This window comes from Acidovorax sp. A79, from assembly GCF_041154505.1.
Classification (GTDB): domain Bacteria; phylum Pseudomonadota; class Gammaproteobacteria; order Burkholderiales; family Burkholderiaceae_C; genus Acidovorax.
The window spans coordinates 2,453,220-2,475,891 of record NZ_AP028672.1 but is presented as its reverse complement, the minus strand read 5'-3'; the positions used below and the strand labels follow the sequence as shown (position 1 = coordinate 2,475,891).

Below are 22,672 nucleotides of genomic sequence, written 5' to 3'. Positions count from 1 at the left end.
TTGACGCGCTGGCAGTGGTAACCATGGTAGCCTTTTTGCCCATTCGTGTCGTTCGTAAAACCCGCTACATGCCCGCCGCCGTATCCAGAGTTTCCCCTAGGGGACATGTGAATGCCGATTCGCCCTAGCCCCCCGGCGGCGGCGGCGCCTGCCGTGTCCAAGGGCGGTGCATCGGTGGCCCAGAAGGCGCTGCAGAAGCTGGGCCTCAAGCGCGACATCGACCTGGCCCTGCACCTGCCCCTGCGCTACGAGGACGAAACCCGCATCACCCCGCTGGCCAGCGCGCGCGACGGGCAGATGGTCCAGATCGAAGCCACCGTGACCGCCAGCGAGGTGCAGCTGCGCCCGCGCCGCCAGCTGGTGGTGCAGGTGGAGGACGGCTCCGGCACGTGCGAGCTGCGCTTCTTCAGCTTCTACCCCTCGCACCAGAAGACCCTGTCCGTGGGCGCGCGCCTGCGCATCCGGGGCGAGGTCAAGGGCGGGTTCTGGGGCCGGCAGATGCTGCACCCCGCGTTCCGCCTCGCGGGCGGCGAGCTGCCCGCCGCGCTCACGCCCGTCTACCCCACCACGGCCGGCTTGCCGCAGCCCTACCTGCGCCGCGCGGTGGTCGGTGCGCTGGCCCGGGTGGACCTGTCGGACACGCTGCCACCCGGCACCGAGCCGCCGTATGCGCGTTTTACAAGCCAGAATGGCCTCCCGCGCTTGTTCAGCCTGCGCGAGGCGCTCACTTTTTTGCACCACCCCACGCCGGATGTGGCGCTGTCCACGCTGGAAGACCACAGCCACCCCGCGTGGCAGCGCCTGAAGGTGGAGGAGCTGCTGGCCCAGCAACTGTCGCAGCAGCAATCACGCCGCGCGCGGGACATGCTGCGTGCGCCGGTGCTGAAGGTGCGTCGGCCCACCGATGGTGCGCTGCCGCTGCACGAGCAACTGATGGCCGTGCTGCCCTTCAGCCTGACCGCCGCGCAGCGCCGCGTGGGCGAGGAGATCGCGGCCGACCTGGCGCGCCAGGTACCCATGCACCGGCTGCTGCAGGGCGACGTGGGATCGGGCAAGACCGTGGTGTCGGCCCTGGCCGCGTGCCTGGCCATGGACGCGGGCTGGCAGTGCGCGCTGATGGCGCCCACCGAGATCCTGGCCGAGCAGCACTTCGCCAAGATGATCGGCTGGCTCGAACCCCTGCTGGCCGCGCGCGGCCGCAGGGTGGCCTGGCTGGTGGGCGGGCAAAAGAAGAAGGACCGCACCGCGATGCTGGCGCTGGTCGAGAGCGGCGAGGCCGCCCTGGTGGTGGGCACCCACGCCGTGATCCAGGAGCAGGTGCGGTTCAGGAACCTGGCGCTGGCCATCATCGACGAGCAGCACCGCTTTGGCGTCGCGCAGCGGCTGGCGCTGCGGCAAAAGCTGGCGGAGGGCGTCGCCGCCGGGCCGCCCCAAGGCGACGCGGCCTCTTCGGGGGGCAGCGACCCGCGCAGCGGCGGAGCGTGGGGGCGCAAGGTTCCCATGGAGCCGCACATGCTGATGATGAGCGCGACCCCGATTCCGCGCACGCTGGCCATGAGCTACTACGCCGACCTCGACGTCTCGGTGATCGACGAGTTGCCCCCCGGCCGCACGCCCATCGTCACCAAGCTGATCGCCGACAGCCGCAAGGACGAAGTCATCGAGCGCATCGGCGCCCAGGTGGAGGCCGGGCGGCAGGTGTACTGGGTGTGCCCGCTGATCGAAGAGAGCGAGGCGCTGGACCTGACCAATGCCACCGCGACGCATGCCGATCTGAGCGAAGCGCTTCCCGGCGTCATGGTCGGGCTGCTGCACTCGCGCATGCCCAGCGCCGAGAAGAAGGCGGTGATGGCGCTGTTCACCAGCGGCCAGATGGGCGTGCTGGTCAGCACCACAGTGATCGAGGTGGGCGTGGACGTGCCCAACGCCTCGCTCATGGTCATCGAGCATGCCGAGCGCTTTGGCCTGTCGCAGCTGCACCAGCTGCGCGGCCGCGTGGGGCGCGGCGCGGCGGCGTCCGCCTGCGTGCTGCTGTATGCCACCAACGACAGCGGCCGCGTGGGCGAGACCGCCAAGGAGCGCCTGCGTGCCATGGCCGAGACCAACGACGGCTTCGAGATCGCCCGGCGCGACCTGGAGATCCGGGGCCCCGGCGAGTTCCTGGGCGCGCGCCAGTCGGGCGACGCGCTGCTGCGTTTTGCCGACCTGGCCACCGACACCGTGCTGCTCGACTGGGCCCGCGAACTGGCGCCGGTGATGCTGGACCGCCACCCGGACCTGGCGGCGCAACACGTGGCGCGCTGGTTGGGTGGAAAATCGGACTATCTGAAGGCATGAAGATGACACTCCCCCCAAGCCGCCGCGCGCTGCCGCGCGCGCAGCATGGGCAGGGGACTGCCATTCACCCCCAGCCCAGGAACAGACCATGACCCTGACCGAACTCAAGTACATCGTCGCCGTGGCGCGCGAGAAGCACTTTGGCCATGCGGCCGATGCCTGCTATGTCTCGCAGCCCACGCTGTCGGTCGCGATCAAGAAGCTGGAGGAAGAGCTCGACGTGAAGCTCTTCGAGCGCAGCGCGGGCGAGGTCTCGGTCACGCCGCTGGGCGAGGAGATCGTGCGCCAGGCCCAGAGCGTGCTGGAACAGGCGGCGGCCATCAAGGAAATCGCCAAGCGCGGCAAGGACCCGCTGGCCGGCCCGCTGACCCTGGGCGTGATCTACACCATCGGGCCCTATCTGCTGCCCGACCTGGTGCGCCAGGCCATCGGCCGCTCGCCGCAAATGCCGCTCATGCTGCAGGAGAACTTCACGGTGAAGCTGCTGGAAATGCTGCGCACGGGCGAGATCGACTGCGCCATCCTGGCCGAGCCGTTTCCGGACACGGGCCTGGCCATGGCGCCGCTGTACGACGAGCCCTTCATGGCGGCGGTGCCCAGTTCGCACCCGCTGGCGGCCAAGAAATCCGTGACGGCCGCCGAACTCAAGAGTGAAACCATGCTGCTGCTGGGGGCGGGCCACTGCTTTCGCGACCACGTGCTGGAGGTCTGCCCCGAGTTCGCGCGCTTTGCGAGCAATGCCGAGGGCATCCGCAAGTCCTTCGAGGGCTCGTCGCTGGAGACCATCAAGCACATGGTGGCCGCGGGCATGGGCGTGACCCTGGTGCCGCGCCTGTCGGTGCCGCGCGACGCCCTGCTGACCGTGTCACGCCGCCGCAAGAGCGACGAGACCTACATCCGCTACCTGCCCATCCGTGAAGAGGATGGGGGGCCGCCGCCCATGCGCCGCGTGGTGCTGGCATGGCGGCGCAGCTTCACGCGCTACGAAGCCATCGCGGCACTGCGCAACGCCGTGTATGCCTGCGAGCTGCCCGGCGTCAAGCGCCTGTCCTGACCCCGCCTGCGCGGGACTACACTCTCGCCCCGCATGGCGTGCGGCTGCTTTCGGGCGGCACGCCGCGGGCGGCGCCAACGGGCCGTCCGCACCGCGGGGCTGCGCCACATGCGCACCGCGGGCGCCCTGCGCACTCCACAACCCAAGGAAAGCAATAGATGAAAAAAATCCTGATGGCCGCCGGCCTGGCCCTGGGCCTGGCCGCGTGCACCAGCATGCCCACCAACGCACCCTCGGCGGGCACTGTCAAGAAGGCCGACATGGACCGCCTGGTGGCCGTGCTGCCCGCCGCAGCGCAAGGCAGCTTCACCGAGTTCCTGGCCCAGGCCGCGCGCGAGAACCCGCTGCTGCGCGCCAGCGTCTCGGCCTATGCGGCCAAGCAGCCGCTGGCGGGCGATGACCTGGTCAACATCAGCCGCCTGCTGGGCCTGTACAACCGCCTGCACAACCAATCCGCGGTGATCGACGCCACGGCGAAGATGGTGGCGCTCCCCACCTTCCGGTCCGAGAAAGTGCCGCCGCACGAGGACAAGTCCATCATCGCCTTCGGCGCGCTGGTGGAACGCATGGCCCGCGATTTTGGCCTGCAGTACCGCAATTTGGACAACCGCATCTTTGAAGTGAAGCTGCCCGGCACGGGCAAGGAGGAGTTCGGCATCCTCACGCACGCCGACGTGGTGCCCGTGGTGCCCGACGAATGGGTGTTGGACGACGGCACGCGCCTGGACCCGTTCAAGCTCACGCGCGTGGGCGGCAACCTGTACGGCCGCGGCTCCATCGACGACAAGGGCTCGATCGCCGCCGTGCTGTATGCGATGAAGACGGTCAAGGACAGCGGCCTGCCGCTGTCGCGCACCATCCGCCTCATGATCGAGACGACGGAAGAGACCGGTGGCGACGCCATGAAGTACTACCGCGCCAGGACCGAACTGCCCGAGTACAACATCGTGCTCGACAGCAAGTACCCCGCCGTGGTGGCCGAGAAGGGCTCCGGCGCGCTGCGCGCCTCGTTCGCGCTGGGATCGATGGCTAGCGTCAGCGCCACCGCCATCACCGCCATGGCCGGCGCCGCATCGGCCAACGCCGTGCCGCAGACCGCCACGGCCAGGCTGCAGGGCGGCAACGCGGCCGATGTGGCGGCGCGCCTGAACGCTGCCAAGGCGGCATTCGTCGAGAAGTACAAGCCGCAGGGCGGGCCCTTCAGCATCGACGTGACGCAGGACGGCGCAGCCGTGCAGGTCAAGGTCACCGGCGCATCGGCCCACGGCTCGCGCCCCGAAGAGGGCGTGAACCCGCTGCCGCGCCTGGCGCTGTTCCTCAAGGAGTCCGGCGTCGCTCTGGCCCCCAACGGCTACGCACAGGCCGTGCGCTACCTCACCGACCTGTACGGCACCGACTACCTGGGCCGCACGCTGGGCCTGGCGTATGCCGACGACTTCATGGGCCCGCTGACGATGTCGCCCAACCTCGTGCGCGAGAAGGATGGCAAGGTCGACGTGCTGGTGAATGTGCGCATGCCCCGCGGCAGCACGCCCGAGGCGCTCTCCCAGGCGACGGCCGCGAAGATCAAGGCCTGGGGCGCCCAGGCCGGCGTGGCGGTGGAGGTGGACCACAGCCAGGGCAACTGGATGGCCCGCGACCCCCAGGGCGCCTGGCTCTCCACGCTGCTCAACACCTTTGGCGACACCACGGGCCTGGAAGCCAAGCCCGTGCCTACCGCCGGCAGCACCACGGCCAAGCTCATGCCCAACGCCATCAACTTCGGCCCCGCGATGCCGGGCAAGAAGTACACGGCCCACAACGCCAAGGAGTTCAAGGAAGTGGTGGACCTGGACGCGGACATGCAGATGTTCACCGAGATGCTCGTGCGCATCGGGAATTTGAGCCAGATGCAGTGATGGCTTTGGCGCCTGCGCTACAGTGACCACCAGCCGCCGCGCGCCGTGGCCCGGAGCCTTCCGGGCTGCGATGGCGCGGCGGATTCCATCGATTGACCCCCATTCCAACGAAGGAGCTTCCCATGGCCAAGGCCCCCAAGACCACCGCAGCCCCCAGCATCAACATCGGCATCAGCGACAAGGACCGCGCCGCGATCGCGCAAGGCCTCTCGCGCCTGCTGGCCGACACCTACACGCTGTACCTGACCACGCACAACTTCCACTGGAACGTGACGGGCCCCATGTTCAACACGCTGCACACCATGTTCATGGCGCAGTACACCGAACTGTGGAACGCGGTGGACCCGATCGCCGAGCGCATCCGCTCGCTGGGCCATGTGGCGCCCGGCTCGTACGCCGAGTTCGGCAAGCTCGCCACGGTGCCCGACGCGCCCGCCAAGCCGCCCAAGGCGCTCGATATGGTGCGTGTGCTGGTCGAAGGCCATGAGGCCGTGGCCCGCACCGCCCGCAGCCTGTTCCCGCTGGCGGACAAGGCCAGCGACGAGCCCACGGCCGACCTGCTGACGCAGCGCCTGACGGTGCACGAGCAGACGGCGTGGATGTTGCGCTCGCTGCTGGAGGAGTAGCCGCACCGCCGCCCTGGACGCGGGGCGGCGCCCGCGTGCGCCCCAGGGGACGGAAGTGCGCGTTGTCCTACAGGGGGCCGCCTGGCTTGTGTGGATGATCCGGGCTTGGGCATGCCGCCTGCTGCCGTGGGGCGACGTCAGGGGCATGGAGGACAAGAAAATCTGTGATGTATGCGAATCCTCTACGTGGAAGACAACGCCGAACTGCGCGAGACCATTGGCATGCTGATGGAGGGCGAAGGCCAGACGGTGACTTCGTGCGCCACGGCCGAAGAAGCCCTGGAGCTTGATGCCCTGCAGTCCTACGACCTGCTGGTCTCGGACGTGAGCCTGCCCGGCATTTCGGGGACGGATCTCGCGCGCCGGCTGCTGGCCCAGGACCCGCAACGCTGGGTGGTCCTGTGCTCGGGCTATGAACTGGGCCACTATCCCGGCGCCTGGGGCCCCAATGTCCGGACCTTGCTCAAGCCCTTCGACCTGGAGGACCTGGAGCAGCTGCTGAGTTCCATCCGCGAGGCCGTGGCGCGCCCCGTCGCCTGACACGCCACCGCCGTGCCGGCTCAGGCCGGCGGTGCCTTGCGATCGCCGGGCGCAGACGAGACCCGGGGCAGGGTCACGCGAAAAGAGGTGCTTGCGTCCTGTGAGCACACCTCGATGTTCCCCGAGTGCGCGCGAACGATCTGGTGCGCGATGAACAGTCCCAGCCCCAGCCCCTGGTGGCGTCCCGGCTCTCTTTCCCGTCCGTGGAACGGGTCGAAAAGATGGGGCAGCAGGCCTGGCGGTATCACGCCCCCGTTGGCCACCGAGACCGACACGCTCCCCGCCTGGGTTCCGTCCACCGCGATGCGCACGGGTTGTGCGGGATCGCCGTGGTGGATGGCATTGCCCACCAGGTTGGTCATCACCTGGCACATGCGCTCGGCGTCCCAGACCCCGGCCAGGTCCCCCGCCAGCGTGGACTCGATGCGGTGGGCCGGGAACCCGGTCTGCACCTCGTCCAGCGCGCGCTGCACCACGGCCTGCATGTCGACGGGGCCCAGCTGCAGGGCCAGCCCGCCCGCGTGGCGTATCCGGGTGACGTCCAGCAGGTCTTCGATCATCCGGCCCATGCGCTGGCTGCTGCTGAGCACCCGGTCGGCCATCGCGCTCACCTTCTCGGCATCGGGCTGGCGCTTGAGCACCGTGGCGGCCGCCGTGATCGACATCAGGGGCGTGCGCAGGTCGTGGCTCAGCACCGCCATGAACATCTCGTTGATGCGCAGCGCCGCCGTGCGCTCCTTCAGTTCGTGGGCCAGGGCCTGCTTGCGCCGGTGCAGCTCGAAGAACACGTTGGCCTTGCTGGTGAGCACGTGCGGTTCGATGGGCTTGTACAGAAAGTCCACCGCACCGCTTTCGTAGCCCCGGAACTGCCAGTTCTGCTCGCGGGAACCGGCGGTCATGAAGATCAGCGGAATATGGCGCGTGCGCTCGCTGCCGCGGATCAGTTCGGCCAGCTCAAAGCCATTCATCTCCGGCATCTGCACATCGAGCAGGGCCAGCGCCACGTCCCCGTGGGCGAGCAGCAGCTCCAGTGCCTGAGGGCCGGACTGGGCCTTCAGGATGTCGAGGCCGTCGCGCTGCAGCAGCGCTTCCAGCGCGATCAGGTTTTCAGGAATGTCATCGACGAGCAGGCATTTGATGCGGTCGGTGTGTGGCATGGTCTTCGCGTGCGGGGAGAGGATGTGGGCGTCGGGGTGGGTAAGGGCGCGGTGCATCACAGCAGGCGCTGGCGGTGCAGGTCTGCGATCAGATCGGCAATGCCTTTGGGGGGCAGGACGTGGTGGGCCTCGGTGCAGGCCAGCGCGGCCTGCGGCATGGTGGGCATGGCCGCGCTGGCGGGTTCCTGGACGATGGCCAGCCCGCCCGCGGCGCGGATGGACCGCAGGCCGTGGGCCCCGTCCTCGTTGGCGCCCGAGAGCAGGATGCCCACCAGGCGGCCGCCATACTGGTCGGCCGCGGATTCGAAGAGCACGTCGATCGAGGGGCGCGAGAAATGCACGGGCGCGTCCACGGACAGCGCGATGCCCGGCCCCGCATCCACCAGCAGGTGGTAGTCCGGCGGCGCGAAGTACACCGTGCCCGGGGCGATGGACTGCTTGTCCTGCGCTTCGTGCAGGGGGAGCGCGCAGCGTTGCCGGAAGATCTCCGCCAGCAGGCTGCGCCGGTCGCGGGGCAGGTGCAGCACGATCAGCACCGCGGCGCGCAGGCTGGCGGGCAGCGCGGGCAGCACCTGCATGAGCGCATCGATGCCGCCGGAGGACCCGCCCACCACGATGGCGTCGTAGCCCTCCAGGGGCTCGGCTGGCGGGTGTCGTGGCCGCGTCACAGGCCCGCCTTCTTGCGGTAGATGCGGTCCTCGGGCACGAGGTCGTCAAAGGCATCCGCCTGGCCGGAGAACCGCAGCGACTCCTTGGAGCCCAGGCCCAGGAAGCCCCGGTGGCACAGCGCGTCGCGGAACAGCCCCAGCGCCCGGTCCTGCAGTTCGCGCTCGAAGTAGATGAGCACGTTGCGGCAGGAGACCAGGTGCATCTCGGCGAACACGCTGTCGGTGGCCAGGCTGTGGTCCGAGAACACCATGTGCTCCTTGAGCGACTTGTCGAACACCGCCCGCCCGTAGTGGGCCGAGTAGTAGTCCGACAGGGAGCTGCGCGCGCCCGAGCGGGCATGGTTCTCGGTGAAGGACGCGACACGGGCCACGTCGAACACGCCGGCCTCGGCGGCATGCAGCGCATGGGGGTTGATGTCGGTGGCGTAGATCAGCGTGCGCTCGAGCAGGCCTTCCTCGTGCAGCAGGATGGCCAGCGAATACACCTCCTCGCCCGCGCTGCAGCCCGCCACCCAGACCTTGAGCGACGGGTAGGTGCGCAGCAGGGGCACCACCTCGTTGCGCAGCGACAGGAAGTAGCTTGGGTCGCGGAACATGTCGCTGACCTGCACCGTGAGGTACTCGAGCAGTGCCGGGAACACCGCGGGCTCGTGCAGCACGCGGTCCTGCAGCTGCGACAGCGTCTGGCACTGGAACTGCAGCAGGGCCGTGTTCAATCGCCGCTTGAGGGACGCCTGCGCATAGCCCCTGAAATCGTAGTGGTAGCGGTGGTAGATCGCATCGATCAGCAGGCGCTGCTCGATGTCCGCCGTGCGTGCCTTCTTGCGGTGGGGCATGGTGCGCTGCCGGGTTACTTGGGCATCCAGACCCGCACCAGCGACAGCAGCTTTTCCACGTCGAGCGGCTTGGCGATGTAGTCGTTGGCTCCGGCCGCCAGGCATTTTTCCTGGTCGTCCTTCATGGCCTTGGCGGTGAGCGCAATGATGGGCAGGCGCCGCCATTCCGGGCGGGCGCGAATCTCGCGCATGGCGGTGTAGCCGTCCATCTCCGGCATCATGATGTCCATGAGCACGAGGTCGATGGCATGGGCGCTTGCGCCGCTGTCGGCGCGGGCCAGGGCGTCCAGCGCTTCGCGGCCGTTGCGGGCGATCTCCACGCGGATGCCCGAGGGCTCGAGGATGCTGGAGAGCGCGAACACGTTGCGCACGTCGTCCTCCACCACGAGCACGGTGCGCCCTTCCAGGGCCGTGTCCCGGTTGCGGGCCACCTGCAGCATCTGGCGGTGTTCGGCGGACAGCTCGGACTCCACCTGGTGCAGGAACAGCGTGACTTCGTCCAGCAGCCGCTCGGGCGAGCGGGCGTCCTTGATGATGATGGACTTGGAGAAGCGCCGCAGCAGCTGTTCCTCGTCGCGCGACAGCGCCCTGCCGGTGTACACGATGACGGGCGGGAACGACACGCAGTCCTGCTCGGTCATCTGCTGCAGCAGCTCGTAGCCGTTCAGGTCGGGCAGGTTCAGGTCCATCACCATGCAGTCGAAGGTCGCGCCGCGCAGGTGTTCGAGGGCGGCGGCGGCGGTGCCGGCGCAGACGATCTCCACGCCATCGCGGCTGAGCAGGTGGCGCACGCTTTCCCGCTGGCGCTCGTCGTCTTCGACCACCAGCACGCGGTGCATGTTCTGGGTGAACTTGGCCTCCAGGCGCTCCAGCGCATGCACCAGTTCCTCGCGCTTGACCGGCTTGAGCGCGTAGCCCACGGCGCCCCGGCCCATGGCTTCCTGCGAATAGTCGGCCACCGACACCACGTGCACGGGGATGTGGCGCGTGGCCGGGTTGCGCTTGAGCTGGTCGAGCACGCCCAGTCCCGAGAAGTCCGGCAGGTTCACGTCCAGCACGATGGCGCTGGGCAGGCTCTGCGTGGCGGCCAGCATGCCGTCGGCGGCGTTCAGGGCCACGGCGCACTCGAAGCCCATTTCCTGGGCCAGGTCGCGCAGGATGTGCGCAAAGCGTTCGTCGTCCTCGATGATGAGAATGCTGCGCGCACCGGCGCGCGGCAGTGGCGCCGGGCCTGCGCGGGTGCCCGGAGGGGGCGGGGCGTCCTGCGGCGCCGCGGCAGGCAGCCGCGCGGGCGCATCGGCGGGCGGGGCGGACTCCGCGCGCACGCGCGCGGGCAGGAGGGGCGCCACCGGCATGGCCGCTTCCAGCTGCAGGGGCAGGACCAGCGTGAACACGCTGCCCTGGCCGGGCGTGCTTTCCACGGTGATGTGCCCGCCCAGCAGCTGCGCCAGGTCGCGTGAGATCGACAGGCCCAGGCCCGTGCCGCCGTACTTGCGGTGGGTGCTGCCATCGGCCTGGCGGAAGGCTTCGAAGATCAGTTCCTGCTGGTGCGCGGGAATGCCGATGCCGGTGTCCTTGACCACGAACGACAGCGTGTCGCCGGGGTTGCGGGACACGTGCAGCGCCACCGAGCCCTGCTCGGTGAACTTGATCGCATTCGACAGCAGGTTCTTGAGCACCTGTCCCAGGCGCAGGGGGTCGGTGTCCATGGTCGCGGGCACGTCCGGGGCCACGGTGGCGTTGAGCGCCAGGCCCCTTTCCTGGGCCAGCGGGCGCAGCGGGTCCACCAGTGCCTGCACGGCCCGTGCGATGGAAACCGGCTCCACGGCCACGGTGGCCTGGCCTGCCTCGATCTTGGACAGATCCAGGATGTCATTAATGAGCGCCAGCAGGTCGTTGCCGGCCGCGTAGATGGTCTGCGCGTACTTCACCTGGTCGCCGCTGAGGTTGCCGGGCTTGTTGTCCGACAGCAGCTTGGCCAGGATCAGCGTGGAGTTGAGGGGCGTGCGCAGCTCATGGCTCATGTTGGCCAGGAATTCGCTCTTGTACTGGCTCGACAGTTCCAGCTCGCGGGCCTTGTCGGTCAGCGCGCTCTGGGCGCGCAGGAGCTGTTCGCGCTGGTGCTCGAGCTGCTGGGTCTGCTCTTCCAGGTGCGCGTTGGTCTGCTCCAGCTCGGTCTGCTGCACTTCCATCTGCGCCTGCGATTCCTGCAGCACGCGGCTTTGCTGCTCCAGCTCCTCGTTGTTGACCCGCAGCTCTTCCTGCTGCATCTGCAGCTCCTCGGACTGGCGCTGGGTTTCTTCCAGCAGGGATTCAAGGCGCGTGCGGTCGATGCCCGAGCGGATGGCCACGGCCAGCATCTTCGAGGCGCGCTCCATCAGGTCGCGCTCGGCCTCGCCCACCGGCCGGTAGAAGCCCAGCTCGATCACGGCGAAGACTTCGCCGTTTTCCACCGCGGGCGCCACCAGCAGCTCGGCCGGGCCGGACTGCCCGGTGCCCGAGGCGACCTGCAGGTGGCCCGGCGGCACATCGCGCACATGCAGCAGCTGGCGCGAGCGCACGGCCTGCCCGACGAGGCCCTCGCCCGCGAGGAGCTTCTGCTCCAGGCGTTCGCGCGGCAGGGCATAGCCGCCAAACAGCGCGAAGCTGCCGTGGCCATTGGCCGCATAGCCCGCGCCGACGGAGGCCTTGAGGTAGGTGGCCAGGTATTCCAGGGCCAGCTCGCCGATGTCCTCGAGCCGGTGGTCGCCCTGGATGCGCTGGCCCAGGCCGGTGAGGCCCGCCGCCACCCAGGACTGCAGGGCCTTGGCGCGGTATTCGCGCGCGGTCAGCGCGGCGGAGACGCAGATCAGCACCAGCAGCACCAGCGAGCCGCCCCACGAGTAGTAGGCGGAGGCCGTGGCGGCATCCACCCACTGCTGGCGGCGGGCTTCCAGCTGCTGGCTTTGCAGCGTGAACAGGTCGGCGGCCAGGTCGCGCACGCGGTCCATGAGGTTCTTGCCGGCATCGGTGCGCACGAGCGCCATCGCGCCGTCGGCATTGCCGGCCTTGCGCAGCTCGATGGTTTCGTTCAGCTCGCGCAGCTTTTGCTGGGCCAGGTCATCGATCTGCACCACCAGCCGCCGCTGCACGGGGTTGTCCGCCGTGCTGGCCTTCAGGGCGGACATCTGCCGCTCCACCGCGGTGAGCGCGAGCTGGTAGGGCTGCAGGTAGGGGGCTTCGCCCGTCAGCAGGTAGCCCCGCTGGCCCGTCTCCGCGTCCTTGAGGGCCGAACTCAGCAGATTGAGCTGGCGCATCGCCAGGGTGGTCCGGTCCATCGCATCGACCGCGTCGGCGCGCAGTTCGGAGGCGCGGAAATTGACCAGAGCGATGACCAGCGTGGCCAGGGCCGCCACCACGAAACCCGCCAGCAGCGTGCGGGGGATGGCAAAGCGCGTGGCGGCCTGGGGGCTCGATGATCGGGGCATGCGGGCTGGTCCGTAGTGGAAGGGAACGGGAGACTTTACCGGTTCTTCGGGCTGCCCGTACCCTCCCTGCTACATTCGGTGCGCCCGCGTGTCCGGCGGGTTTCCACCGTCCTTTTCCGCTCAGCCCGCATGCCGTCCGTATCTTTGCGCAGCCGCTTCGCCCTGTACCTTGACCTCATCCGCTGGGACCGCCCCGCCGGCTGGCTGGTATGCCTGTGGCCCACGCTCAGCGCGCTGTGGATCGCGGCGGACGGGTTTCCGGGCTGGCACCTGCTGGCGGTGTTCGTGCTGGGCACCATCCTCATGCGCAGCGCGGGCTGCTGCGTGAACGACGTGGCCGACCGCGACTTCGACAGGCATGTCAAGCGCACGGCGCAGCGCCCGGTCACCACGGGCGCCGTGGGCGTGAAGGAAGCCCTGGCCCTGGGCGCGGTGCTGGCGCTGCTGGCGTTCGGCCTGGTGCTCACCACCAACGCCGCGGCCATCGCCTGGTCGGTGCCCGCGCTGCTGGTGGCCATCGCCTACCCGTTCTCCAAGCGCGTGATCTCCATGCCGCAGGCGGTGCTGGGCATCGCGTTCAATTTCGGCATCGTGATCGCGTTCGCCGCGGTGCAGGGCGCGGTGCCTGCCGTGGCCTGGTGGATGTGGCTGGGCAACCTGTTCTGGGTGCTGGCCTACGACACCGAATACGCCATGGTGGACCGCGACGACGACCTGCGGATCGGCATCAAGACCTCGGCCATCACGCTGGGCCGCCTGGACGTGGCGGCCATCGTTGCGTTCTATCTGCTCTTCCTGTCCATTTGGGCTGTAGCGCTTGATCGGTATGCGCTAGGTGCTATGCTTTACATAGCAATAGCCGGTGCGCTCGTGCAGGTGCTGTGGCATTGGCGCCTGATCCGCCACCGCACCCGCGAGGGGTGCTTCAAGGCCTTCCGGGTCAACCACTGGCTCGGCGCCACGGTGTTCGCGGGGATCGCCGGCAGCTATCTGCTGCGCCAGCTGGCGGCCCATTGACCCGTTTGCAGACGGTGTCTCCGCTTGTCACGGGGCTGCGCGGTACCCGCTGGCCGCGGACGGCATGGCCCCGGCCAGGGCAGCGCCTCGGGGCTTAGCCGCCGAATTCATCGCCCAGTTCAAGCGCCCGCTGCTCGGCGGCGCGCATGGCGGCCTCGAAGCTCGCGCCCATGCCCGCGGCCTCCATGGACTGCAGCGCCGCGTAGGTGGTGCCGCCTTTGGAGGTGACGCGCTGGCGCAGCACGGCGGGCGGCTCGTCGGAGCGGCGCGCCAGCTCCGATGCGCCCACGAACGTGCCCACGGCCAGCTGGTGCGCCTGCTGCTGCGACAGCCCCATGCCGACGCCCGCGCGGGTCATGGCTTCCAGGAAGTAAAAGACATACGCCGGGCCCGAACCCGACAGCGCCGTGACCGCGTCGAGCTGCTTTTCGCTTTCCACCCACAGGAATTCCCCGGTGGACGCCATGATGGACTCGACCTGCACGCGGGCGGCCGCGTCCACGGCGGGGCGGGCATACAGCGCGCTCATGCCCTTGCCCACCAGCGCCGGCGTGTTGGGCATGGTGCGCACGATGCGTTCGGTGCCCAGCCATTGGGCGATGCTGTCCGAGCGGATGCCGGCGGCCACGCTCAGGTGCAGCGCGTCCTGCGTGTGGGCCCGGGCCTGGGCGGCCGCGTCCTTGAAGGTCTGGGGCTTGACGGCCCAGACCACGATGCGGGCGCGCTGCAGGGCGGGGCCGGCTTCGGGCTGGGCCTCGATCCCGTAGTTCTTGCGCAGCGCCTCGCGCGCTTCGGGCCAGGGCTCGACCACTTCGATGTCGCGGGCGGGGTGGCCCTGGTGGATCAGCCCGCCAATGATGGCGCTGGCCATGTTGCCACCGCCGATGAAGGCGATGACGGGCAGGGAGGTGGGAGCGGCGGTGGTGTTCATGTCGGGCAGGCGGAGGGAATCAAAAGCTGGCAGTTTAGGGAATCTCGGCGGCCAGCCATTGGAGCGCGACGCCGAGGGTGGCCGCGGTGCCGGGCGGGAGCGTGTCAGCGCGGCGGCGAAGGACCAGCGCGCAGGGCCCTTCGCCGCGCGAGGCCAGCCGCTCGCGCAGCGCCTGGGCGGCGGGCGGTTCTGCCGCGCCGGGGGCGCTGGCCGCGCGCTCGGGGCTCTGCAGCCACAGCAGCGTGCTGCCCAGCGGGAGCCGCGCGGTGCGGATTCCGCCTGCGCTGGCCAGGGTGGCGGCCTGCGCCTGCGCGCCCAGCAGGGCCTGGTAGCGCGCCAGGGTGGCATCCAGGTCGTGCACGGCCACCGTCAGCGCCGCAGCGCCCTCTGCGCCGTTGGGGTGGACCCGGGCGGCGCCTTCGGGCACGCGCAGGGCCCGGGGGGTGATGTCGCCGCACAGGAAGGGAACGTCCGGCGTGGCGTGGCGCGCGGTCTGCCAGCGAAGCTGCGCGCCGTCGGGCCGCAGCCGGCCGCCGTCGACCGGGCCGGTCAGGGTGCCGAGCCCGCGCGCGCGTGCGTCCGCCAGCGCCTGCACGGTGTCCGGCGCACGCAGCGCGAAGTCCACCAGGCCCTCGCCATGGTCGCGCAGCGTGCGGTACCAGCGCTCTTCGGGGGCCGGGGCCCGCCATGCGATGAGTTCCAGGTAGGCGCCGTCCGCAAACACCACCAGGGCGTTGTGCGAGGTGCGCCCCGGGTGCTGCCCGCCGGGAAGCACCTGCAGGCCCAGGGCGCGATAGTCGGCGATGGCGGCTTGCAGGTCGGCCACGGCGATGACGATGTGGTCCAGGGCGAAGGGCATGGCGTGGGGCTCCATGGTCATTCGTCCAGCTTCAGCCGGGTTTCGCGCACGAATTTGCCCCAGCGCTCGTATTCCTCGCGCACGTGGCGCTCCAGGCCCGGCCCGTCGCTGGCGACGACTTCAAAGCCCGCCTGCGTGAGCCTGGCCTTGATGTCGGGCGTCTGCAGGGTGGCCTGGAAGTCCTCGGTCAGCTGGTGGACCGTGGCGGCCGGTGTCGCGGCGGGCACGAACAGCCCGATCCAGGAATAGGCCTCGAAGCCGGGGAATCCCGATTCGGCCACGGTGGGCACGTCGGGCAGTTCGGGCAGGCGCCGGGCGCCCGTCACGGCCAGCGGCTTGATCTTGCCCGCGGCGATCTGGCCGCGCAGCGCCGCATAGCTGAGCAAGGTCAGGCTGGCCACGTCGCCCAGCACCGCCTGGACGGCGGGGCCGCCGCCGCCAAAGGGCACATGCAGCACGAAGGTGCCGGAGCGGCGCTTGATGTCCTCCATCACCAGGTGGTTCATCGAGCCGAGGCCGGTGGATGCGTAACTGTATTTGCCGGGCGCCTTGGCGGCCAGGTCGAGGAAGCCGCGCAGGTCCTTGGCCGGCACGGAGGCGGCGGCGCCGATCACCAGCGGAAACCGCAGCGCCAGCGAGACGCCCGCGAAATCCTTGAAGGTGTCGTAGGGCAGCCGGGGCTTGGCGATGGGGTTGATGGCGTGGGTGTCGAAGCTCACCAGCACGGTGTTGCCGTCCGGGGCCGACTTGGCCACGTACTGCGTGGCGATCTGGCTGGCCGCGCCGGGCCGGTTCTCCACGACCACCGGGCGGCCCGCCTTCTCGGCCAGGCGGGGCTGCAGGATGCGCGCCGCGATGTCGGTGCTGCCCCCCGGTGGAAAGGTGATCACCAGCTTGAGGTTTGCATCGTTGCTGGCCAGCGCGGGGCCGCCCAGCCCCAGGGCGGATGCAAGGGCGGCCGACAGGATCTGGCGGCGGGACGCGGTGCGGGTCATGGAAACTCCTCTTCAAGTGAATCAGCGGCGGGCGCCAAGGCTGGCGCCCGCGGACATGCCGGGGGGCGGGCCTCAGCCCATCCACTGGCTCACGGGCACGGCCGTGTCCTGTAGTTCCTGCGAGACCACGTCGACCAGCGCCGGGCCGTCGTGCAGGAGGGCCGCCCTGATGGCGCCCTCGAGGTCGGCGGGGTCCTCCACCTGCCAGGCCTTCACGCCGAAGGCCTCGGCCACGCGCGCATGGTGGGTGCGGTTGAAGTCCACGGAGAAGTAGCGCCCGTCGTAGCCGGTTTTCTGGCTGGCCTTGATCCAGCCATAGACCGCATTGGAGAACACGATCATCTTCAGGGGCACGTTGCGGCGCACGATGGTCTCCAGCTCCCCGCAGGTGAAGCCGAAGCTGCCGTCGCCCATGACGGAAACCACCACCGAGTCCGGCTGCCCGAACGCCGCGCCCACGCCGGCCGACATGGCGAAACCGAGCGCGCCGTGCGCCCGGTTGGTGATGAAGTGGCGCCCTGATTGCGGTGCGTTGAAGTAGGCGGTGAAGTAGGGGCAGGGCGTGCCGGGGTCGGCCACCACGATGGCGCGGGGCGGCAGCAGCCGGTTGAGCACGTCCACCACGCGCTCGGGCTTGATGGGGCGGTCCAGCGATGCCGCCAGCGGTGCGAAGAAGGCCTGCTTGCGGGCGCGTGCCTCGCCGGCCAGCGCCCCGCCATCGGCCGCGTGGGCGGGGCGGCGCCCGATGCGCGCCTGCACCGCGGCGTGCAGCGCCTGCAGGCCGAGCAGGGCATCCCCGACCAGCGCCACGTCGGTGCGGTAGTTGGTGCCGATGGTCATCGCATCCACGTCAAGGTGCAGGATGGTGACCTTGCGGGACGGCATCTGCCAGTGCTCGGTGGTGGTGGAGCCCGCGCGCGCGCCGATGAACAGGACGAGGTCGGCCTGCGCCACCACGGCGCGGGTGGCATCGATCCCGCCATTGGTGCCGACCACGCCCGCGTTCAGCGGGTGCGTGTCGGCCAGGCTGCCCTGGCCGCTCACGCTGGTGCAGACCGGCGCGTTGAGCAGCGTGGCCAGGGCGTCGAGCGCCGCGCTGGCGCCAGCGATCACCACGCCGCCGCCGCAGATGAGCACGGGCGACGTGGCCGCCACGAGGCGGTCGGCGGCCTCGTCCACCGCCGCGGGGTCGGGTGCCGAGCGGTGGGCGGGAAACTGGCCATGCCCTGGCTGCGCCCACACCTCCGCGGGGTCGATGGCATGTTTTTGCACGTCGTAGGGCAGGCAGATGTGGGCCGCGCCGGGGCGGCCCGTGGTCATGGCACGGAAAGCACTGCGCACGGCATGCGGAATCTGGTCCACCCGGTCGATGGTGGTGTTCCATTTGGTCAGGGGGCGGTAGAGCGCCTGCTGGTCGAGTTCGGTCAGCGGGAATTTGCCGCGCGCGCCCACCGACACATCCGAGGTGATGCCCAGCACCGCCACGGAGGACTCGTTGGCCTCCACCAGCCCGGGCAGCAGGTAGGTGGCGCCCCCGCCGCTGGGGCCCTCGCACACACCCACCTTGCCGGTCACGCGGGCGTAGGCGTCGGCCATGTAGCCGGCGCTGCGCTCGTCGCGGGTAAGGATGTGGTCGATGCCGTGGTCCAGGCGCGCCAGGGCGTCATAGAACGGCAGGCTGGTGTCGCCGCACAGGCCGAAGATGTGCTTCACGCCGTTGTGCTGCAGCATGCGCACCATCGCATCGGCGCCATTGAAAGGGGTCGTCATGTCGGAGGGCCTTCGTCGGGTTGGGTGATTCGCGAGAATTCATTTAAGTATACCTAAATGAATTCTGAAAGAGCGCGTGCACAATACACCCCCATGACAGCTCCCATTGCCAAGATTCGCCGCGAGAGAGGTTCCAGCGTCTACAACACGCTGCGGCACATGGCGATTGCCTACCAGTTCAAGCCCGGAGAGCGCCTGAGCGAAATCGAGCTGGCCGAGCGCCTGGGCGTGAGCCGCACGCCCGTGCGCGAGGCCCTGGGGCGGCTGGTGACGGAAGGGTTCCTGCAGCCGGCCACGCGGGGCTACATGCGCCGCCCGCTCGACGTGCAGGAAACCCTGGACCTGTATGAAGCGCGCGTGGCGATCGAGCGCGAATGCATGCGGCTGGCGATCGAGCGGGCAACGGACGCCCAGGTGGAAGAGGCCTGTTCCTACCTGGAGGAGAGCCGGCGCGTTCCCGCCGCGGCTGCGGTGCAGCGGCTGGTGGAGCTGGACGAGGGCTTTCACATGCGCATCGCGGACATGGCGGGCAATTCCGAATTGCGGCGCATGCTGCTGAGCCTCAATGAACGCATCCGGTTCATCCGCTGGATTGACATGGAAAACGTCGGGCGCGATTCCACCCAGCATGAGCACCAGGACATCCTGCAAGCCCTGCGCGCGCGGGACCCGGCCCTGAGCGAGCGTCTGCTGTCCGCGCACATCGCATTGCGGCGCGACCAGATCGTGGACGCGATCACGCGGGGGCTGGCGCGCATCTACCTGCCGCAGGAGCAGGCGCCGCCGCCCGGGGCCATGCCGCCCGCGGCCTGAAGGCGGTGAGCCTGCCTATGCGGCCGTGGTCTGCCGCACGGCGTGTTCCCAGTTCGCCATCAGCTCCTGCGCGCGCGCGCTGCCCAGCGTGGGAACGAAGCGGCGGTCGGCGCGCCACAGCTGCGAGAGTTCGTCCGTGCTGCGGTACACGCCGCTCGACAGCCCCGCCAGATAGGCCGCACCGAGGGCCGTGGTTTCGATGACGGCCGGGCGCACCACCGGGATGCCCAGCAGGTCGGCCTGGAACTGCATCAGCAGGTCGTTGATGCAGGCGCCGCCGTCCACGCGCAGCTCGCTGACCGGTGCGCCGCCGGCGGCCACGGCATCGCGGCTCATGGCCAGGAGCAGGGCGGCGCTCTGGTAGGCGATGCTTTCCAGCGCTGCGCGGGCGATGTGGCCCAGCGTGGTGCCGCGCGTGAGGCCCGTGATGGTGCCGCGCGAATCGGGCTTCCAGTACGGGGCGCCCAGGCCCGTGAAGGCGGGCACCATCATCACGCCGCCCGAGTCGGGCACGCTTTGCGCCAGCGATTCGACCTCGTTGCTGGTGGAGATGGCGCGCAGGCCGTCGCGCAGCCACTGCACCACGGCGCCGCCCACGAAGACACTGCCCTCCATGGCGTATTCGGGCGCCGTGCCTGCCTGCGCCGCGCTGGTGGTGAGCAGGCCGTTCTGGCTGGTCTGGAACACGCCGCCCGTGTGCATCAGCATGAAGCAGCCGGTGCCGTAGGTGTTCTTGGCCATGCCGGCAGTGAAGCAGGCCTGGCCAAACAGCGCGCTTTGCTGGTCGCCCGCCACGCCGCCGATGCGGATGGAGTGGCCCAGCAGGTCGGGGGCGATGTCGCCAAAGTGGGCGCTCGACGGCAGCACTGCGGGCATCAGCGCCTTTGGAATGCGCAGCAGCGCCAGCAGCTCGTCGTCCCACTGGTTGGTGTGCACATTGAAGAGCATGGTGCGCGAGGCGTTGCTCACGTCCGTCACATGCACCTGGCCATGGGTGAGTTTCCACATCAGCCAGCTGTCCACCGTGCCAAAGGCCAGGTCGCCGCGCTCGGCGGCTTCGCGCGCACCGGGGACATGGTCCAGCAGCCACTGCAGCTTGGTGCCCGAGAAGTAGGCGTCCACCAGCAGCCCGGTCTTGGCCTGGATGGTGGCTGCGTGGCCTTGTTCGCGCAGCTGTGCGCAGGCGGGTTCGGCACGCCGGTCCTGCCAAACGATGGCGTGGTGCACGGGCTGGCCGGTCCTGCGGTTCCACAGCACCGTGGTCTCGCGCTGGTTGGTGATGCCCACCGCGCGCACGGCGCTCGCCGCTATGCCCGCCTTGGCCAGCGCATTGCGTGCCGTGGCCAGCTGGGTGCGCCAGATCTCCAGCGGGTCATGCTCGACCCAGCCGGGCTGTGGGTAGATCTGCGGCAGCTCCAGCTGCGCCTGCGCCACGATGTGGCCGCCTTCGTCAAAAACGATGCTGCGGGAGCTGGAGGTGCCTTGGTCGAGGGCGAGCAGGTAGGTCATGGTGACGAGGGGCTCCGAAATGTATGAATCCACGTAGTGTCCACGGCGGTCGATCAGCGCGCGGCCCAGGCCAGCGGACGCCGAGCAAGGGCCGCCCCGCAGCGAGGGCGTCGTCCACCACCGGGGGAAGGCGCCGCAGGCGACTCGGGGGGCCTTCTGTCATGCAGCGACCGTGCAGATGACCTCGGCGTCCTGGAGCAATACGGGAAAGGGCTCAGGCGGTGGCGCATCGGTGAACAGGCGGTCGATCTGCTGCAGCGTGGCCAGCTGCACCATGGCCGGGCGGTTGAACTTGCTGTGGTCGGCCGCCAGCCAGACCTCGCGCGACTGCTCGATGATGGTTTGCGCCACCTTCACCTCGCGGTAGTCGAAGTCGCGCAGCGAGCCGTCGGGCTCGACGCCCGAGATGCCGATGAGCGCGATGTCCACCTTGAACTGGCGGATGAAATCCACCGCCGCCTCGCCCACGATGCCGCGGTCGCGCGCGCGCACCACGCCGCCGGCCACGATGACCTCGCACTCGGGGTTGCCGCTCAGGATGGCAGCCACGTTCAGGTTGTTGGTGATCACGCGCAGGCCGCGGTGGTGCAGCAGCGCCTTGGCGATGGCTTCCGTGGTCGTGCCGATGTTCAGGATCAGCGAGCAGTCGTTGGGCACCTGTTCGGCCACGGCGCGCGCTATGCGTGCCTTGCCTTCGGCATGCAGCGTCTCGCGCTGGGTGTGGGCCAGGTTCTCCACCGTGGAGCTGGGCACGCGCACGCCGCCATGGAAGCGCGTGAGCAGGCCGGACTCGGCCAGGCGCTGCACATCGCGGCGCACGGTCTGCAGCGTCACGCCCAGCGTGTCGGCCAGTTGTTCGACCGTGGCGGACTTGCGCGCGCGGACTTCTTCGAGAAGCAGCAGTTGTCGGGGGTTCGTATTCACGCGAATCAATGGTCTGAGGATTGGAGATACTTTAAATCGAACAAAAAGGAACCTGTTAAGGGTAAACCTTGATTCAATACGATCAAAAAAGAACAAAAATGAACGCAATCGAAAACGAGGCGTTTTGCTGCGTGCGCGGCAGGGAGCCAGATCCACCCGGCCCTCAGGGGCCCATTAGAAAGGTTGCGTGATGCAGCTGGCACTGGACAGCATCAGCAAGAAGGTTGGTCCGCAGACCTGGCTCCATGACATGAGCCTGGCGCTGCACAGCGGCGCCGTGACGGTGCTGCTGGGCGCCACGCAGGCAGGCAAGACCAGCCTCATGCGCATCATGGCAGGGCTGGACACGCCGACCGCGGGCCGCGTGACGGTCGATGGCGTGGATGTGACCGGCATGCCCGTGCGCGACCGCAACGTGGCCATGGTGTACCAGCAGTTCATCAACTACCCCTCGATGAAGGTGGCGGCCAACATTGCGTCGCCGCTCAAGCTGCGCGGCGAAAAGAACATCGACGCCCGGGTGCGCGAGATCGCCAGCCGCCTGCACATCGACATGTTCCTGGACCGCTATCCGGCCGAGCTGTCGGGTGGGCAGCAGCAGCGCGTGGCGCTGGCCCGTGCTTTGGCCAAGGGCGCGCCGCTGATGCTTCTCGATGAGCCCCTGGTGAACCTGGACTACAAGCTGCGCGAAGAGCTGCGTGAAGAACTGACGCAGCTGTTTGCCGCCGGCCAGTCCACGGTGGTCTATGCGACCACCGAGCCGGGCGAGGCCCTGCTGCTGGGCGGCTACACCGCCGTGCTGGACGAGGGGCAGCTGCTGCAGTACGGCCCGACGGCGGAGGTGTTCCATGCGCCCAACTCGCTGCGCGTGGCGCGTGCCTTCAGCGACCCGCCCATGAACCTGATCGCCGCATCGGCAACCCCGCGTGGCGTGCGCCTGGAGGGCGGCGTGGAGCTGGCCGTGCCGCTGCCGCAGGGTGTGGCCACGGCCGCGGGGCTCACCGTGGGCGTGCGCGCCAGCGCGCTGCGCGTACATGCCCGCCCTGATGACATCAGCGTGGGGGGCGTGGTGGAGCTGGCCGAGATTTCCGGGTCCGACACTTTCGTGCACGCCACGACGCCCTGGGGTGACCTGGTCGCCCAGCTGACGGGGGTGCATTACTTCGAACTGGGCACGCCCCTCACGCTGCATCTGGACCCGGCGCAGGCCTATGTGTTTGGCGCTGACGGCCGGCTGGCATGGGCGCCCGCGCGCCAGGGAGGGCGCTGAA

Annotated in this window: 18 protein-coding genes; 8 read left to right on the top strand and 10 right to left on the bottom strand. The window is 69.4% G+C overall.

The features are described 5' to 3' along the window. Nucleotides 1–111 precede the first annotated feature (111 nt). The 5 genes from recG to ACAM51_RS11330 all read left to right on the top strand — a co-directional run bounded on the left by recG (nt 112) and on the right by ACAM51_RS11330 (nt 6,455). Nucleotides 112–2,337, top strand: a complete 2,226-nt coding sequence (gene recG / locus ACAM51_RS11350; RefSeq protein WP_369643579.1) for an ATP-dependent DNA helicase RecG — start codon at nt 112–114, stop codon at nt 2,335–2,337. An 88-nt stretch (nt 2,338–2,425) separates the two neighbouring features. Continuing rightward, nucleotides 2,426–3,391 (top strand): LysR substrate-binding domain-containing protein, encoded by a 966-nt coding sequence (locus ACAM51_RS11345; RefSeq protein WP_218296808.1) that lies wholly within the window; start codon nt 2,426–2,428, stop codon nt 3,389–3,391. A 158-nt stretch (nt 3,392–3,549) separates the two neighbouring features. Next, on the top strand, nt 3,550–5,289 hold the full coding sequence (locus ACAM51_RS11340; RefSeq protein ID WP_369643578.1) for a dipeptidase: 1,740 nt from the start codon (nt 3,550–3,552) through the stop codon (nt 5,287–5,289). Between the two features lie 122 nt (nt 5,290–5,411). After that, complete coding sequence (locus tag ACAM51_RS11335) at nt 5,412–5,915, top strand: Dps family protein (RefSeq protein ID WP_218296810.1); 504 nt, start codon at nt 5,412–5,414, stop codon at nt 5,913–5,915. A gap of 171 nt (nt 5,916–6,086) precedes the next feature. Then, nucleotides 6,087–6,455, top strand: a complete 369-nt coding sequence (locus ACAM51_RS11330; protein ID WP_218296811.1) for a response regulator — start codon at nt 6,087–6,089, stop codon at nt 6,453–6,455. Between the two features lie 20 nt (nt 6,456–6,475). Here ACAM51_RS11330 and ACAM51_RS11325 read toward each other — a convergent pair whose 3' ends face one another. From ACAM51_RS11325 to ACAM51_RS11310, 4 genes are read right to left on the bottom strand one after another with little or no spacing between them, the layout of a single operon-like run. Beyond that, the gene (locus ACAM51_RS11325; RefSeq protein ID WP_369643806.1) at nt 6,476–7,612 is read right to left on the bottom strand and encodes a response regulator; all 1,137 of its coding nucleotides are present in this window, start codon (nt 7,610–7,612) and stop codon (nt 6,476–6,478) included. A 56-nt stretch (nt 7,613–7,668) separates the two neighbouring features. Further along, the gene (locus ACAM51_RS11320) at nt 7,669–8,280 is read right to left on the bottom strand and encodes a chemotaxis protein CheB (RefSeq protein ID WP_369643577.1); all 612 of its coding nucleotides are present in this window, start codon (nt 8,278–8,280) and stop codon (nt 7,669–7,671) included. Then, nucleotides 8,277–9,116 carry a protein-glutamate O-methyltransferase CheR gene (locus tag ACAM51_RS11315; RefSeq protein WP_218296812.1) on the bottom strand — a complete coding sequence of 280 codons (840 nt, stop codon included), beginning with the start codon at nt 9,114–9,116 and terminating at the stop codon, nt 8,277–8,279. Before ACAM51_RS11315 ends, ACAM51_RS11320 begins: the two co-directional genes overlap by 4 nt. A gap of 14 nt (nt 9,117–9,130) precedes the next feature. Beyond that, nucleotides 9,131–12,583 (bottom strand): response regulator, encoded by a 3,453-nt coding sequence (locus ACAM51_RS11310; protein WP_369643576.1) that lies wholly within the window; start codon nt 12,581–12,583, stop codon nt 9,131–9,133. 129 nt (nt 12,584–12,712) lie between these two features. Here ACAM51_RS11310 and ubiA point away from each other — a divergent pair, with 129 nt between their 5' ends. Further along, entirely contained in the window at nt 12,713–13,600 is an 888-nt protein-coding gene (gene ubiA, locus ACAM51_RS11305) for a 4-hydroxybenzoate octaprenyltransferase (RefSeq protein ID WP_369643575.1), read from the top strand. Between the two features lie 94 nt (nt 13,601–13,694). Here ubiA and proC read toward each other — a convergent pair whose 3' ends face one another. The 4 genes from proC to ACAM51_RS11285 all read right to left on the bottom strand — a co-directional run bounded on the left by proC (nt 13,695) and on the right by ACAM51_RS11285 (nt 18,155). After that, nucleotides 13,695–14,531, bottom strand: a complete 837-nt coding sequence (proC, locus tag ACAM51_RS11300; protein ID WP_218296815.1) for a pyrroline-5-carboxylate reductase — start codon at nt 14,529–14,531, stop codon at nt 13,695–13,697. A 34-nt stretch (nt 14,532–14,565) separates the two neighbouring features. Then, nucleotides 14,566–15,390, bottom strand: coding sequence for a VOC family protein (locus ACAM51_RS11295; RefSeq protein ID WP_369643574.1), 825 nt, complete (start codon nt 15,388–15,390; stop codon nt 14,566–14,568). A 17-nt stretch (nt 15,391–15,407) separates the two neighbouring features. Then, nucleotides 15,408–16,385: a tripartite tricarboxylate transporter substrate binding protein gene (locus ACAM51_RS11290; RefSeq protein WP_218296817.1), complete on the bottom strand. Its 978-nt coding sequence runs from the start codon at nt 16,383–16,385 to the stop codon at nt 15,408–15,410. A gap of 72 nt (nt 16,386–16,457) precedes the next feature. Continuing rightward, nucleotides 16,458–18,155 carry a thiamine pyrophosphate-binding protein gene (locus ACAM51_RS11285; RefSeq protein ID WP_218296818.1) on the bottom strand — a complete coding sequence of 566 codons (1,698 nt, stop codon included), beginning with the start codon at nt 18,153–18,155 and terminating at the stop codon, nt 16,458–16,460. Nucleotides 18,156–18,248: 93 nt separating this feature from the next. Here ACAM51_RS11285 and ACAM51_RS11280 point away from each other — a divergent pair, with 93 nt between their 5' ends. Continuing rightward, complete coding sequence (locus ACAM51_RS11280; RefSeq protein ID WP_369643573.1) at nt 18,249–18,968, top strand: GntR family transcriptional regulator; 720 nt, start codon at nt 18,249–18,251, stop codon at nt 18,966–18,968. A 15-nt stretch (nt 18,969–18,983) separates the two neighbouring features. On the opposite strand, the gene glpK is transcribed toward ACAM51_RS11280, so the two are convergent. Further along, nucleotides 18,984–20,477 (bottom strand): glycerol kinase GlpK, encoded by a 1,494-nt coding sequence (gene glpK / locus ACAM51_RS11275; RefSeq protein WP_369643572.1) that lies wholly within the window; start codon nt 20,475–20,477, stop codon nt 18,984–18,986. Between the two features lie 159 nt (nt 20,478–20,636). After that, the gene (locus ACAM51_RS11270; RefSeq protein ID WP_218296821.1) at nt 20,637–21,401 is read right to left on the bottom strand and encodes a DeoR/GlpR family DNA-binding transcription regulator; all 765 of its coding nucleotides are present in this window, start codon (nt 21,399–21,401) and stop codon (nt 20,637–20,639) included. A gap of 190 nt (nt 21,402–21,591) precedes the next feature. Between ACAM51_RS11270 and ACAM51_RS11265 the strand changes: the two genes are divergently transcribed. After that, the gene (locus ACAM51_RS11265; protein WP_218296822.1) at nt 21,592–22,671 is read left to right on the top strand and encodes an ABC transporter ATP-binding protein; all 1,080 of its coding nucleotides are present in this window, start codon (nt 21,592–21,594) and stop codon (nt 22,669–22,671) included. Nucleotide 22,672 lies beyond the last annotated feature (1 nt).

Coding starts and splice junctions, on each gene's coding strand:
- recG (WP_369643579.1), top strand. CDS start 112: ATGCCGATTCGCCCTAGCCCCCCGGCGGCGGCGGCGCCTGCCGTGTCC.
- ACAM51_RS11325 (WP_369643806.1), bottom strand. CDS start 7,612: ATGCCACACACCGACCGCATCAAATGCCTGCTCGTCGATGACATTCCT.
- ACAM51_RS11265 (WP_218296822.1), top strand. CDS start 21,592: ATGCAGCTGGCACTGGACAGCATCAGCAAGAAGGTTGGTCCGCAGACC.
- ACAM51_RS11280 (WP_369643573.1), top strand. CDS start 18,249: ATGACAGCTCCCATTGCCAAGATTCGCCGCGAGAGAGGTTCCAGCGTC.
- ubiA (WP_369643575.1), top strand. CDS start 12,713: ATGCCGTCCGTATCTTTGCGCAGCCGCTTCGCCCTGTACCTTGACCTC.
- glpK (WP_369643572.1), bottom strand. CDS start 20,477: ATGACCTACCTGCTCGCCCTCGACCAAGGCACCTCCAGCTCCCGCAGC.
- ACAM51_RS11285 (WP_218296818.1), bottom strand. CDS start 18,155: ATGACGACCCCTTTCAATGGCGCCGATGCGATGGTGCGCATGCTGCAG.
- ACAM51_RS11290 (WP_218296817.1), bottom strand. CDS start 16,385: ATGACCCGCACCGCGTCCCGCCGCCAGATCCTGTCGGCCGCCCTTGCA.
- ACAM51_RS11340 (WP_369643578.1), top strand. CDS start 3,550: ATGAAAAAAATCCTGATGGCCGCCGGCCTGGCCCTGGGCCTGGCCGCG.
- ACAM51_RS11315 (WP_218296812.1), bottom strand. CDS start 9,116: ATGCCCCACCGCAAGAAGGCACGCACGGCGGACATCGAGCAGCGCCTG.
- ACAM51_RS11330 (WP_218296811.1), top strand. CDS start 6,087: ATGCGAATCCTCTACGTGGAAGACAACGCCGAACTGCGCGAGACCATT.
- ACAM51_RS11295 (WP_369643574.1), bottom strand. CDS start 15,390: ATGCCCTTCGCCCTGGACCACATCGTCATCGCCGTGGCCGACCTGCAA.
- ACAM51_RS11335 (WP_218296810.1), top strand. CDS start 5,412: ATGGCCAAGGCCCCCAAGACCACCGCAGCCCCCAGCATCAACATCGGC.
- ACAM51_RS11310 (WP_369643576.1), bottom strand. CDS start 12,583: ATGCCCCGATCATCGAGCCCCCAGGCCGCCACGCGCTTTGCCATCCCC.
- ACAM51_RS11345 (WP_218296808.1), top strand. CDS start 2,426: ATGACCCTGACCGAACTCAAGTACATCGTCGCCGTGGCGCGCGAGAAG.
- proC (WP_218296815.1), bottom strand. CDS start 14,531: ATGAACACCACCGCCGCTCCCACCTCCCTGCCCGTCATCGCCTTCATC.